Raw genomic sequence first — 12,111 nt, forward strand, 5'->3', positions numbered from 1 at the left:
TTTTGTGCCCGAACTCCGGGAGCTAAAACCTCATGTTTGAATTAACGCGATTCGCCTATGGGCCAGATGCCACATTGGGGCGACTGAGAGTGCGCGACTGTGTGTTTTATACGGTTGAGCGTCCTTGGTTGGGTAACCGCCCGTTTGAGAGTTGTATCCCCGAGGGTATTTATTCTTGTGAGGCGTATAGCTCACAGCGATACCCCAATGTGTGGGAACTGCGGGAGGTTCCTGGGCGTTCAAAAATATTAATCCACACGGCTAATTATTCCTCTGATGTTCAAGGCTGCATTGGTGTTGGTTCTGGTGTGGCTCCGGGTGGCTGGTGGGTGATGCAGTCACGCAAGGCAATGGGACAATTGCGAGATATGTTGCCACCTAACTTTAATCTGACAATTACGCACTATGTGCCGGAGTATCCGTGATGGGTATTTTGTCTGGAGTTAAGAGTTTATTTGCTGGCCCCGAGTCGGCAGGCAAAGTGCTGGATGCCACTGTAAATACTGTGGATGCGGTGTGGTTTACCAATGAGGAAAAATCCCGTTGGTATCTCAAATACCTGGAAGCCACGCAGCCGCAAAACCGGGCGCGAAGATTAATAGCCTTTCTGGTGACATTGGTTTGGGCGTTGTTGGTTTTATTTATTGCGGCGGCCATGGCTTTCAAGGCGCCTTTTGTGGCGGACCTAAAGGGCCTGCTGGTTGATGTGGTTGTGCAGCCTTACAGCATCATCATCGGCTTCTATTTCGTGAAGTCGTGGGTGAGTGAAGTTAAGCGGTGAACACTGTAGCTCAAGAGGCAGCGAGGGAAGCCATGGTTCAAAAGGTCGCCAGTGCAACTACAACGGTTGCTGCGGGTACAGCGGTAGTCGGTGGATATGCAGCGCAGGAGTTATTGGCGGTAGGTGGTTTCTTGATTGCTTTGGGTGGGTTCATTGTGAATTGGTATTACAACCATAAACGTTTGAAGCTGCAGGAGCAGCAGGGCGGGGACGATGGACGTTAGTGTAAAGCTGGATACTTCAAAGTTTGAACGGGCGACTGCTGAAATTAAAAAGCAGCTGCCCTATGCCAGTTCGGTTGCGCTGAACAATGTGGCGTTTCGTATTCGGGGGGAGGAGCGCGCAGCCATTGGACGCATCTTTGCCAATCCGGCGAACCTAACCCTGAACTCTGTACTGGTGAAGAAAGCCACTAAGCGCTCAGGTGTGGCGAAAGTCTTTATTCGTGATCAGGCTCCCAATGGCACAGCGCCTAGTGAGTATCTAGAGCCCTCGGTGATTGATGAGAACCGGGCTGACAAACGCTTTGAGCGAGCGCTACGCCATGCGGGCCTCTTACCTAGGGGGATGTATGTAGTGCATGGGAAGGAAGCCAAGTTAAATAAGCATGGCAACATTTCGGTTGGGATTTACAAAAGGATTTTGGCAGAGCTGCGTGCTAACTCCGGCGCTAAAAAGAGTGGAGCTGATGGTGTGCAGAGCACCAAGTCTAAATATTTTGTCGGAAAAGTTAACGGGAAGCGGAATAAGCAGTGGTATGGGGTGTGGAAGAGGGCTGGTGGTAAGCGTAACCCAACCGCTAAACCCATTCTTATTTTCCTTAAAGGCAGGCCGAACTACCGCCAGCGCTTTCCTTTTGCTGGTATTGCAGAGGGTATTGCCCGTAGGCATCTGCCATTAGAACTTGATAAGGCAATGGATCGTGCAATTGCGACAGCTAAGCCATGGACTGGCATTGGTGGGTCCTCCTGAGCGACCCAGCCCACGAGCAATTCGGGCCCGTGTTTTTAACAGCTATCTGAAATTTCCTAGGGGGTTATACCTTGGCTGACAACCTATCACTGGATGATCAGGCCACTCAGTCTGGTTTGGCTCGCTTGGTTGGCGCTTCGCAGCCGGCGATTGCAAAGCACTTTAAAGCAGGGGTCTTCACTGAAGGTGCCAGTTATCGGGTTTGGCTTCAGGAATATTGCGAGCGTCTAAGAACAGAAGCCGCTGGCCGCCAGGTTAGCGATGCTCGCAGCCGCCGCGATATGGCCCAGGCGATTGAGTCTGAGGTGAATGCGCAGATGAAAATGCGCGAGCTGTATAAGGACGATCAGCTAATCCTCGATATTGAGTCTGTACGCAAGGCGATGGTGGAGTGGTCCACCATTGGCAAGAATGAATTTTTAGGAGCGGTAGAAAGCATCTTTATTGCTATCGAAAGTCAGCATGCCATTACCGTCGATCGAGAACCCCTACAGCCAAACATTGACGCTGCCCTCAAAGCTATTGGCAGTTACGAGATTAAATCTGAAGAGGCTGGTGAAGGAGGTGCGGGAGACCTGGATACCGCAGCCTAAAGTCCCGCTGATTGAGTGGTTGCCGGAAAATATCAAACTGCCGTCGGAGGATAGTGATAACGCGGGCTATTACCGCAACGATTATGTGCCTTATTTCTGGGGTGTGATGCACGCGCTGGATAATCCTGTGTCGTGGATGGTGGTGATGCAAAAGGCCGCGCAGATCGGCTGGACGGTTCTGCTGGCTACCGATATCTGCAAAGTCGCCGCTACTGAGCCCGCCCGCATCCTGATGCTGTTCCCCAAGGATGAAAAAGGCCGGCTGTTTATGGATGAAAAGCTGGTGCCGATTATCGAAGGCTCACCAGCAGTGAACCGGGTGATCGATGTCACCACTAGCCGCAAAGGCGGCAGCCGTTCAACGCGAAAGAAATTTCCCGGTGGTGAAGTACGCACCATTGGCTCCAACTCTATTTCCAATGTGAAATCCACATCAGCTCGCCGGGGCTATGTAGAGGAGCCTGACGATACCAACAAAGACGTCGGTGATCAGGGCGACTCCATTCGCCACTTGCGCGAACGCCTCAAGCGGATGCGCAATAAGAAATTAATTATTGGCGGTACACCTGCGGTTGCGGATCTCTCCCAGGTGGAGCACTACACCAAGCTTGGCACCATGCGGGTGCTGCCGGTGACCTGTCACGACTGTGGCGAGTCGCATGTACTGGATTGGGAAAACGTCAGCTGGTTAGAGAAAGAGGGCGGCACACCGCACCCGGTATTCGGCTTGTACCAGCCAGAAAGCGCAGTGTATGGCTGCCCGCACTGTGGCAGCGAATGGGATGACTACCGCCGTCAGGCCAATATTTTGCAGAGCTGTAAAACCGCTCTGGAAAATGGCGATGACTTTGCCGGCTGGGTAAAAACTCAATGCGGCGAGGATTATTCTGAGGACGAAATCGAACCGATAGAAACCTTTATGGAGCTATCGGAGCTTTATGTGTGTATCCCCGGCACCGGCCTTGCCGATGTAGTGCGGGATTTTCTCGAAGCGGAACACGAGGCGAAAAGCGGAGATGAATCCGCCCGCATTGTTTTTCAGAACAACAAACTGGGCCGGCCCTACCAGTACGCCGCCAGCCGCTTGCTGGACCATGAAAAGCTGCAAGAGGCTGCCGAGGATTACCCGGAATTAGTGTGCCCTGCCGGTGGTCTGCTGGTAACGGTGGGCATAGACGTACAGCACGACCGACTCGCAATCACCATTCGCGCCTTTGGCCGCAATGAAGAATCCTGGCAGATGTACTGGGGCGAGATCGATGGCGATACCGCCGATAAAAAAGATGATTGCTGGTCAGCTCTGGATAAGCTGGTGTTCCAAAGTTTTGAGCACGAGCGCTTCGGCGAAATTCGCGCAGCGGCAGTGAGTATCGATTCCGGCGATGGTGGCACCAGCAATGCGGTTTATCACTGGGTGCGAACTCGCGATAAAAAATATCGCGGTGTGCTGGTGATGGCCATCAAGGGCGACAGTAAAGACTTCGGCACCAAGGAAATCTTTAACCAGCCCCGGCAGGTGGATTTTAACAACCCCAAGCGCCGCACCAAGGCAGACCGCTTTGGGGTAAAGGTATATATGGTTGGCACCCATAAAGCCAAAGACCTGATGGCCAAGCGGCTTCTCGGCACCAGTGCCTATATGCACAGCTGCAAGCATGTGCGGCAGGATTACTGGGAGCAGGTGACTGCTGAAGTCAAAGCCCCCAGCAAGAAAAATAAAGGCCGGGAAACCTGGCAGCCACGCCCAGGCCGGCCCAATGAAGGCACCGATACCGAGGTCTACGCCCTGCACGCCGCCCACGCCATGGGCATGCACAAATACAACGAGAAAAAATGGTCCACCATCGAATCGCGCCTGGGCCAGCGCACGCTATTTAGCGAACCTCAACAAACTACCGAACAGCCCATCGTTAAAAAACCAAGGCAGCCCGCGCAGCCAGCCGGCTCTCTACTGGATAGTTAAATGTCGAAAACTGCACAAGAGATGGTCGACCTCTATATCGAGGCCGAGATAGACGTGCTCGCCGGAAAAACCACGGTCATTAACGGCCGCCAATTTACCGCCGAGAACCTGCAGGAAATCCGCGCGGGTCGTCAGGAGTGGGAGCGCCGCGCAACTGCTGAAACCTTAAAGGCCGCCGGCAAACGCCCTGGGCCCGCCTACGCGAATTTTTGCTAATGAATAAATTAGATTCTGTCATCGGGTTTTTTGCACCCGAGGCTGCCTTGCGCCGTGTACAAGCTCGGCGTGCCCTGGAGATCGCCGCCGCCTATGAAGCCGCGCGCCCCAGTCGCCTGCGCAAAAACCCCGGTGATAACCGCAGCGGTGATCTGGTGCTGGAAGGCAGTGTGGAAACCCTGCGCGGCCAAGCCCGGCACCTGGAGCAAAACCACGATTTTGCCTTTGGCATTCTCACCACCCTGGTCAACAACATCGTCGGCCCACGCGGCATCGATGTGGAATTCCAGCCCAAAACCTGGGATGGCGATATCCATGACGGTCTCGCCAGCCAAATGAATGATGCCCACAAGGAATGGGCGCGGCGCCCGGAATGCACCCGGCAATTTAGCTGGGGCAAAGCCCAGCGGCTTTTGTGCAATACCTGGCTGCGCGACGGTGAAACTTTAATGCGGCACTTGCAGGGCACAGTGCCAGGGTTAAAACACCGCACCCCCGTGCCTTACACCATCGAATGCCTGGAGCCGGATTTCCTGCCGGTGGATTACAACGACCCCAGCAAGCGCATTGTGCAAGGTATTCAAAAATCCGCCTGGGGTGAGCCGTCAGGGTTTTGGTTGTACGACGAACACCCCGGAGCCTCATTTAACTGGCGTATGAAGCGCAGGCTTCACAGTGCGGAAAATATCGAGCACCTGAAATTTGTGCGCAGGCTGCACCAAACCCGTGGGGCTTCCATTTTTGCAGCGGTAATGAATCGCCTTACTGATATTAAAGACTATGAAGAAAACGAACGCGTTGCCGCCAAGATTGCCTCAGCCATGGTGGGCTTTATCCAAAAGGGCAGCCCTGATACTTATGAGCATGATTCTTCTTGGGATGATGAAGGAAACCGCACTCTCAATATCCGCGCCGGTGCCATCTATGACGATCTCCGCCCAGGGGAATCAGTCGGCACCATTCAAAGCAATCGCCCCAGTGGTCTGCTAACGCCATTTTTAGAAACCATGCACCGGATGACTGCTGCCGGCACCATGGCCAGTTTTAGCAGTATCAGCAAAAACTACAACGGTACTTATAGCGCGCAACGCCAGGAACTGGTGGAGCAGTGGGCCAATTACGAAACTCTCAGCTTGGAATTCTGTGAGGAAATTGTAGAGCCGGCCACCCGCCGTTGGGTGCAAATGGGTTTACTGGCGGATGCCTTCAAAGTGCCGAGTGATGTTGATCCATCCACATTAATGCACGTCGATTTTATTACCCCGGTGATGCCCTGGATTAACCCGGTCCATGAAGCCAGCGCGGATGAAACCCTGCTGGAAAATGTACTGGCCAGCCCACAGCAGACCATCCGCCGCCGTGGCAAAAAGCCGGACGATGTAATTAAGCAAACTGCTGCCTGGCAGCGGAAGCTCAAACAAAACGACATTACTACCCCAACCAAACGCGAAGCCGTACCCGCGCAAGAAACTGAATCTGAATAGGAGGCAGCCATGCCGAATAAATCCTGGTACAGCATGACCGCTGCCGCCAATACCAGTGAAGCCGATATTTATTTGTATGACTACATCGGCTACTGGGATATGACGGCAAAAGACTTTGCTCGAGACCTGAAAGCGCTCGGCGATATCAGCAAGATCAATCTACACATCAATTGCCCCGGCGGTGATGTGTTCGACGGTACCGCCATCTACAACCTGCTCAAAGATCACAAAGCCGAAGTGGAAACCTGGATTGAAGGCATCGCAGCCAGTATGGGCAGTGTGATCGCCCTGGCCGGGGACACGGTCCATATTGCCGAGAACGCCTATTACATGGTGCACAACCCCAGTGCCGGTGTTCGCGGTGACGAGCGCGCCCTGGAAAAAACCAAGAGCCTGCTGGCCAAAGTCAAAGCCACCATGAAAAGCCTGTATTCCTCCCGCACCGGAATGTCGGATGAGGACATCAGCCAAGTGATGGATGACGAGACTTGGTATACCGGCACAGAAGCGGTAGAGGCCGGCTTCGCTACCGATACCACCGCAGCCATCGAGATGGCTGCCAGCTTCAGTGCTGATCACTTAAATCAATTTAAAAACACCCCTCAAGCCATTAACGCATTGGTCATGCAGGGGCCCACAGAATTTAGATTCCCGTCTGCGGTTGCAGGCAATCCAACCCAAACCCAAACCAAGGAAGCGCAAGCCATGCCTAAAACTACCTCCACCACGCCAGCTGCAACCGCTGCGCCCGAGGTTACCCCAGAAATGAAAGCGCAAATTGCCGCCGATGCCAGAGCACAATTTGCCGCTGATGAGAAAAAGCGCAAAGACGCTATCACGGCCGTATTTAAAGGCTTCGAAGCGCACAGTGTTGTGATGCAGGAATGTCTCAATGATATGGACTGCACCGCCGATAAAGCCAAAGACAAACTGCTCACAGCCCTCGGCAGTCAAACCCCAACCCCCGTGCAAAGCTACAGCCTGGTGGTGCAGGAAGGTGAGGGCATTAAGCGCTTAAAAGCCGATGCCGAAAATGCCATTGCTGTACGTGCCCTCGGTGAAAAACGCACTGAGGGTAATGAGCTCAGCGGCTACACCATGATGGAGATTGCCCGCATCCTCATGCAGGCCCACGGCCAAAGTTTGTCCGGACTGGATAGAATGGGTGTGGTTGCCGCAGCCTTTACCCATAGCTCCGGTGACTTCGCAACGGTACTCGGCAATATCGCCAATAAATCCATGCTGAAGGGCTATGAAGAAGCACAAGAGATCTTCCCGCGCTTTACCAGTGTCGGCAACCTCAGTGACTTTAAACTCACCACCCGCACAGACCTGGGCAGCTTCCCCTCACTGCGCCAAGTGGCACCGGGGGCAGAATTTAAATATGTGAGTATCGGCGAACGCGCCGAAACCGCCGCACTGGCCACTTACGGGGAACTCTTCTCCATTAACCGCCAGGCCATTATCAATGACGACCTGGGCGCATTCACCCGAATCCCGCAAAAGATGGGCCTCGCCGCCGTGCGCACCGTGGGGGATCTGGTGTTCAGCATCCTGCTCAATAATCCCGAAATGGCAGATGGCAAAACGCTATTCCATGCGGATCATGGCAACTTGGCCAGCACCGCCGGTATCAACACCGCCAGCATCGATGCCGCACGGGTATTGATGGGTAATCAAAAGGATGGCAGCGCAGTGCTCAATATCCGGCCCAAGTTCCTGCTCTGTGATATTGCCGATGAGGGCAGTGCAAGAGTGGCCCTGGAATCCGAATTCGAAGTGGGCGCCTCCACCAAAAACAACACCACACCGAACAGCGTACGCAATATTGCCGAAGTGCTCTCTGATGCGCGCCTCAGTGGCCATAACGGCTGGTACCTCAATGCCGACCCGGTAGTGCACGACACCATCGAAGTGCTCTATCTGGATGGTCAGCAGGCCCCGGTGTTAGAGGAGCAAAATGGTTGGAGTGTTGATGGGGTCGAACTCAAAGTCCGCCTGGATGCCGCAGCCAAAGCCTGGGATACTAAGGGAATGGTTAAGACACCAAAAGCCTAACAAATTGGTGCCCTAGTTCTAGTTATTAAAGTTAATATTGGTCTGAGGAGACTATGAAGAAATTACCAATCTTTCTTTTATTATTCCTATTTTCAAATTTTGCGCTCGCTGGATCTTGTGGTGCTAACACTTGTTCAGGAAATATCACGGTTCTTTATCCACAAGGTGATTCGAGTGATATTTATATTGAGCTTGACGCTGATATGTCATCGTTGAATTGCACCCTAGTAGGGGGTAGATATATTACTTTGACAAAAGGTAACGGGCTACACTCTGAGATTTATTCAATGCTTTTGTCAGCTTCTATTGCTCAAAAGTCCTTGAAGTTCAGAGTTGAAGAGAATACCTCTAACTGTGAGTTAATTTATACGCAGCTTATTAACTAAATTTATAATCGATTTTTTTGAATAAGGCCGCATCGCGCGGCCTTTTTTATTTCTACCGCTTTACCCACTGAGAGAAAGATTATGGCTACGAATTTTGTACAAGATGGGCGCATGCTCGATTTCACCAACAACACCAGCGCAGTGATTACTTCCGGCCAGGTGGTAATCGCAGGTGCCGTCCTGGGTGTGGCGATGGATGATATCGCCGTGGGCGCCTCCGGCGTGATCGCCATTGATGGCGTATTCACCGTGCCCAAGGTATCCGCCGCAGAGATCAATCAGGGCGAAACCCTCACCTGGGTGGTTGCCTCCAGCTCATTCGATAGTAACGCAGCCACTGCAGCCACTGGCGATATCACCGGCTCCACCGCCTTCGCCGCAGAGGCCGCCGGGAATGGCGTTACCAGTTTTGCCGTCAAGTTTACCGGCGTACCGGGCACCGTTAAGGCCTAGGTGATTCATGGACCTGGACCAGAGAGCCGCAGAGCGCGCGTTCCGCAAATGGGGCAAAGCCGCTACCTATACCGATGGTAGCGGTGCTGAGCCTATTGATTGCCGGGTGATAAAGGATCAGGAGATTGACGAGTTTGAGGAGGATGATCGTTTGCGGGTAGCGCGTATTGAGCTGAGCCTTCTGGTGAGTGAGGTGGGGGCTTATAACCCTGATGCGGTGATTACGCTAGGTGGTGTGGAGTACACGGTGCGCAAGCGGCTGGCGGATGATGGGGTGGTTTGGCGGGGGTTGGTGGATGGGTAGCCCCAGCGGGTAGTTCAGCACAGGATTTATGATCGTTGTGACTGCTATTTTTTTGAGTTGCTCAAAATCACGAATAAATGCTTTAAAATCAGTGGGTTAAAGGGACGGTTAAAAATGGGGATAGTGGTCAAGTTGATCATTTTTCTAGATGGGCCGGTAGTGCCAAATGATCGTAATCTATTGATTTAGTGGAAGAAGATGGCGTGTTGGCGTAAATTTGTATCAGAAATAGTAGTCAAAATAATAGTGGTCATGATGAGCACTATATAAATGTTAGGTAACAACTGGAACATCTACATTTCATGGAAAGAATTTGCATCGCAATCATTTCACTATGCCTTATTATCGGTGGTGTCACTCATATTTTTGATAATTTACACTTTGGTTTTCTACCATATAAGTTTGCACCTACTTGGGTAAACTTGTATTGGTCATCGCTTGGTATCATTGATTTTTTAGCCGTTTATTTATTGTTAAAACGTAGAAAACACGGCATTACTCTAACCTTGCTAATAATGATAAGCGACGTTGTTATTAATTCAGCAGCCTATTATTCAATGCAAATTATCAATGACCCTGTTGCACTTCAGCTGCAAACACTCTTTTTAGGCTTTTGTCTTGGTGCCTGTATGTGGTTGTGGAAAAATAATTGCTCGAATTCGCCCATTACCTAACAAGCCGTTCAAGCAGACAAATACTGGTTGGCTTTTGTCGCTTCGCTCTAAATTTTAGCCAACCACTATTTGCTCCTTAACGGGGGCGTTAGGTGTACGGATGGAGTATCGTGACAATCAAGATGTTCGGCTCGGGGATATCGTAGAATTAGATATGCCAGATGGCCGAGAAAAAGCGAGAGTAGTTATGCTAGGTGATACCTATAAGCATCTTGAACTTGAGGCCTCTTTTAAGTCGTGGGTAAAAAAAGATAAAATTTTAAAATCTGATTCAATTGTAATTGAATGGCTTGGGAAAAACCCTTTAGCTCATAGTGACCCAAACTATGCTCCGGTTGGTAATTATATGTTTACCGGCATTAGTGAAGATTTAAAACTCATTGGTAGGGCTAGGCATGAGTAAAACACCTAACAAACAGCAGCACGCAAGCCCGGTAAAAGACGCCGGGCAGGACGGCCTACATTGCGCTTCGCTTCATTTCGGCCGCCCGTGTGCTGGGCGTTAACTGAATATGTGGAAAGAAAGTATTCCTAAAAGCCTGTTTCAAGCGCTCAATGATCCAAAAATGGTTGGAGATTACAAACTCTCACCACAAGAAGAGTGGTTTCAGCCATACGAGATTGAAGAAGTTGATACAGCTGAAGTCTTAGGCGCATTCGATGGGCGCTCTACTACAAGTGAAGGAATCTTGAGCGGCGCTATTCGCATCTGTAATACAGGCTGCGAGGGGTATCATGTTTACGTATTTAGCGGACCTGAAGCTGGAAGTATATGGTCAGATCAGCGCTATCCATTTGGCCGTCTCTCAAAAATTTGCTCGTCCTTAGATGTTTACTTGGCCAATTTGAGCGAGTTTGGAGCAGGGCACATTGCGCAATACGAGGACCTCAGTTAACAAGGCCGGGCAATTTGCTCCGGGCCTTCGGCCCTCCGCGGGACAGCTTACCTTGTGCACCTTTTGCGCGGGTCGCTACGCTCCCATTTTCGCGCAAAACGCGCACAAGTTAAGCTGCCCCTGCCGGCGGCGTTAGGTGCAAGGAGAAGTAATGGAGTTATCTGAAGTTTTAGGAATATCAGCAGCCATTTTAGGCACTTTAGGAGGTGGTGCTGCCATTATATTTGGAATGTCGAACTGGTTAGGAAAAGTCTGGGCAAATCGACTTATGGAGAAAGAGAAAGCTCAGTATTCTAAAGAGCTCGAGTCAATCAAGTCTTCATTACTAAAAGATTCAGAGAGTTACAAAATAAAACTCAAAAAGTCTGAGTTTATATTCGAGAAACAATACGAAGCAGCATCAGAATTAGTCGCTTTAGTCAGGCAGTTTTTACCGCCTCTTTCACACCCAGATATGGACTGGTATGAGGCATGTGATGAGATAGCACACAATTTCAAGTCTATTATCGATTCACTCGAAAGATTCTTATCAAAACATGGTGCGATATTGGATGAGACTCCAAAGGACTTATTAAGTAATGCTATTGCATTAGCCAGTCAACACCAATTTGATATTACTGGGCCTGAAGTCCCAGGAACAGCAAATAGCGCAGTAGATAAAATTTATAATAATCTACTTAGTGCAGAAAAATACTTAACAAAACAGGTTCTTAATCAAACAAGCACCTAACAAGTACATACAATCTGACCTCCGGCCACTGTCACATTTTGTGCAAAAATCTGCACAAGAGGAGCCTGTAGCCTCCGGCAGTTGATGTGGGTGTTAGATTTTAAAATTGTACATTGATTTGTAGCGTTCTTTGCGCCGCAAATAGACACCGAAACCCGCACCAGCGGGTTTTTTTATGCCCGAAATTCCTGGAGCAATCCCCAATGACCCAACGCATCACCATCCGCGATGCCGTTTTAAGCAAGCTGCAAACCCTATCCAGCTATAACTTCCCCTCAGTCGGAACCACCGAAGGCATCGAGCGAGAAAAGCTGCCGGCAATCCTCGTCGGCTTTGCCACGGAACAAACACAGCAAGAGTTCTCTGGCACCACTCGCCAGCTGGATCTTGTGGTAGCGGTGGTGGTGCATAGCCGAGGGGATATCTATGAGCTGCTGGATCAGGCCACTGAGGATGTTGAGAGTGTCCTGCAGGATCGAACCCTGGGCGGTGCCTGTGAAATCTTCTCCCTATCACAAACCGATTTCGCCCTGGATCAAGACCACCCTCTGGGCGAAGTGCGCCTGACTTACAGCGCTCAATATTCCACTGAATGACGCAC

17 protein-coding genes are annotated in these 12,111 nt (G+C 51.0%); all 17 read left to right on the plus strand.

Going from position 1 to position 12,111, the window contains the following annotated elements:
- The first annotated feature begins 32 nt into the window (after nt 1-32).
- A complete protein-coding gene (locus ACJJI1_RS12020; RefSeq protein ID WP_444956774.1) occupies nt 33-425 on the plus strand; it encodes a DUF5675 family protein in 393 nt (130 codons plus the stop codon).
- Nucleotides 425-781 (plus strand): hypothetical protein, encoded by a 357-nt coding sequence (locus tag ACJJI1_RS12025; protein WP_444956775.1) that lies wholly within the window; start codon nt 425-427, stop codon nt 779-781. The genes ACJJI1_RS12020 and ACJJI1_RS12025 overlap by 1 nt, the downstream gene beginning before the upstream one ends.
- Nucleotides 778-1,005, plus strand: a complete 228-nt coding sequence (locus tag ACJJI1_RS12030; RefSeq protein ID WP_444956776.1) for a holin — start codon at nt 778-780, stop codon at nt 1,003-1,005. Before ACJJI1_RS12025 ends, ACJJI1_RS12030 begins: the two co-directional genes overlap by 4 nt.
- Nucleotides 995-1,753 carry a hypothetical protein gene (locus tag ACJJI1_RS12035; RefSeq protein WP_444956777.1) on the plus strand — a complete coding sequence of 253 codons (759 nt, stop codon included), beginning with the start codon at nt 995-997 and terminating at the stop codon, nt 1,751-1,753. The genes ACJJI1_RS12030 and ACJJI1_RS12035 overlap by 11 nt, the downstream gene beginning before the upstream one ends.
- Before the next feature lie 71 nt (nt 1,754-1,824).
- Nucleotides 1,825-2,346, plus strand: a complete 522-nt coding sequence (locus ACJJI1_RS12040; protein ID WP_444927169.1) for a hypothetical protein — start codon at nt 1,825-1,827, stop codon at nt 2,344-2,346.
- On the plus strand, nt 2,309-4,309 hold the full coding sequence (locus tag ACJJI1_RS12045; RefSeq protein ID WP_444956778.1) for a terminase gpA endonuclease subunit: 2,001 nt from the start codon (nt 2,309-2,311) through the stop codon (nt 4,307-4,309). Before ACJJI1_RS12040 ends, ACJJI1_RS12045 begins: the two co-directional genes overlap by 38 nt.
- Nucleotides 4,310-4,525, plus strand: a complete 216-nt coding sequence (locus ACJJI1_RS12050; protein ID WP_444900499.1) for a DUF6148 family protein — start codon at nt 4,310-4,312, stop codon at nt 4,523-4,525.
- A complete protein-coding gene (locus tag ACJJI1_RS12055; protein ID WP_444956779.1) occupies nt 4,525-6,009 on the plus strand; it encodes a phage portal protein in 1,485 nt (494 codons plus the stop codon). Before ACJJI1_RS12050 ends, ACJJI1_RS12055 begins: the two co-directional genes overlap by 1 nt.
- A 9-nt stretch (nt 6,010-6,018) precedes the next feature.
- On the plus strand, nt 6,019-8,067 hold the full coding sequence (locus tag ACJJI1_RS12060) for a ClpP-like prohead protease/major capsid protein fusion protein (protein ID WP_444956780.1): 2,049 nt from the start codon (nt 6,019-6,021) through the stop codon (nt 8,065-8,067).
- A gap of 53 nt (nt 8,068-8,120) precedes the next feature.
- Nucleotides 8,121-8,453 (plus strand): hypothetical protein, encoded by a 333-nt coding sequence (locus ACJJI1_RS12065; protein WP_444956781.1) that lies wholly within the window; start codon nt 8,121-8,123, stop codon nt 8,451-8,453.
- Between the two features lie 81 nt (nt 8,454-8,534).
- Nucleotides 8,535-8,906: a capsid cement protein gene (locus ACJJI1_RS12070; protein WP_444956782.1), complete on the plus strand. Its 372-nt coding sequence runs from the start codon at nt 8,535-8,537 to the stop codon at nt 8,904-8,906.
- A gap of 7 nt (nt 8,907-8,913) precedes the next feature.
- Entirely contained in the window at nt 8,914-9,210 is a 297-nt protein-coding gene (locus ACJJI1_RS12075; RefSeq protein ID WP_444956783.1) for a head-tail joining protein, read from the plus strand.
- Nucleotides 9,211-9,512: 302 nt separating this feature from the next.
- Nucleotides 9,513-9,884 (plus strand): hypothetical protein, encoded by a 372-nt coding sequence (locus tag ACJJI1_RS12080; RefSeq protein WP_444956784.1) that lies wholly within the window; start codon nt 9,513-9,515, stop codon nt 9,882-9,884.
- A 100-nt stretch (nt 9,885-9,984) separates the two neighbouring features.
- Nucleotides 9,985-10,287 carry a hypothetical protein gene (locus tag ACJJI1_RS12085; RefSeq protein ID WP_444917902.1) on the plus strand — a complete coding sequence of 101 codons (303 nt, stop codon included), beginning with the start codon at nt 9,985-9,987 and terminating at the stop codon, nt 10,285-10,287.
- 109 nt (nt 10,288-10,396) lie between these two features.
- Nucleotides 10,397-10,780, plus strand: a complete 384-nt coding sequence (locus ACJJI1_RS12090; RefSeq protein ID WP_444956785.1) for a hypothetical protein — start codon at nt 10,397-10,399, stop codon at nt 10,778-10,780.
- Nucleotides 10,781-10,931: 151 nt separating this feature from the next.
- A complete protein-coding gene (locus ACJJI1_RS12095) occupies nt 10,932-11,510 on the plus strand; it encodes a hypothetical protein (protein WP_444956786.1) in 579 nt (192 codons plus the stop codon).
- A 203-nt stretch (nt 11,511-11,713) separates the two neighbouring features.
- Complete coding sequence (gpU, locus tag ACJJI1_RS12100) at nt 11,714-12,106, plus strand: phage tail terminator protein (protein ID WP_444956787.1); 393 nt, start codon at nt 11,714-11,716, stop codon at nt 12,104-12,106.
- The last annotated feature ends 5 nt before the right edge of the window (nt 12,107-12,111 follow it).

The organism is Microbulbifer maximicatervae (SeqCode), from assembly GCF_052467065.1.

Excerpts from the sequence above, each read along its gene's own strand:
- ACJJI1_RS12020 (WP_444956774.1), top strand. The coding sequence starts at position 33 with ATGTTTGAATTAACGCGATTCGCCTATGGGCCAGATGCCACATTGGGG.
- ACJJI1_RS12025 (WP_444956775.1), top strand. The coding sequence starts at position 425 with ATGGGTATTTTGTCTGGAGTTAAGAGTTTATTTGCTGGCCCCGAGTCG.
- ACJJI1_RS12035 (WP_444956777.1), top strand. The coding sequence starts at position 995 with ATGGACGTTAGTGTAAAGCTGGATACTTCAAAGTTTGAACGGGCGACT.
- ACJJI1_RS12050 (WP_444900499.1), top strand. The coding sequence starts at position 4,310 with ATGTCGAAAACTGCACAAGAGATGGTCGACCTCTATATCGAGGCCGAG.
- ACJJI1_RS12055 (WP_444956779.1), top strand. The coding sequence starts at position 4,525 with ATGAATAAATTAGATTCTGTCATCGGGTTTTTTGCACCCGAGGCTGCC.
- ACJJI1_RS12060 (WP_444956780.1), top strand. The coding sequence starts at position 6,019 with ATGCCGAATAAATCCTGGTACAGCATGACCGCTGCCGCCAATACCAGT.
- ACJJI1_RS12065 (WP_444956781.1), top strand. The coding sequence starts at position 8,121 with ATGAAGAAATTACCAATCTTTCTTTTATTATTCCTATTTTCAAATTTT.
- ACJJI1_RS12070 (WP_444956782.1), top strand. The coding sequence starts at position 8,535 with ATGGCTACGAATTTTGTACAAGATGGGCGCATGCTCGATTTCACCAAC.
- ACJJI1_RS12075 (WP_444956783.1), top strand. The coding sequence starts at position 8,914 with ATGGACCTGGACCAGAGAGCCGCAGAGCGCGCGTTCCGCAAATGGGGC.
- ACJJI1_RS12080 (WP_444956784.1), top strand. The coding sequence starts at position 9,513 with ATGGAAAGAATTTGCATCGCAATCATTTCACTATGCCTTATTATCGGT.
- ACJJI1_RS12085 (WP_444917902.1), top strand. The coding sequence starts at position 9,985 with ATGGAGTATCGTGACAATCAAGATGTTCGGCTCGGGGATATCGTAGAA.
- ACJJI1_RS12090 (WP_444956785.1), top strand. The coding sequence starts at position 10,397 with ATGTGGAAAGAAAGTATTCCTAAAAGCCTGTTTCAAGCGCTCAATGAT.
- ACJJI1_RS12095 (WP_444956786.1), top strand. The coding sequence starts at position 10,932 with ATGGAGTTATCTGAAGTTTTAGGAATATCAGCAGCCATTTTAGGCACT.
- gpU (WP_444956787.1), top strand. The coding sequence starts at position 11,714 with ATGACCCAACGCATCACCATCCGCGATGCCGTTTTAAGCAAGCTGCAA.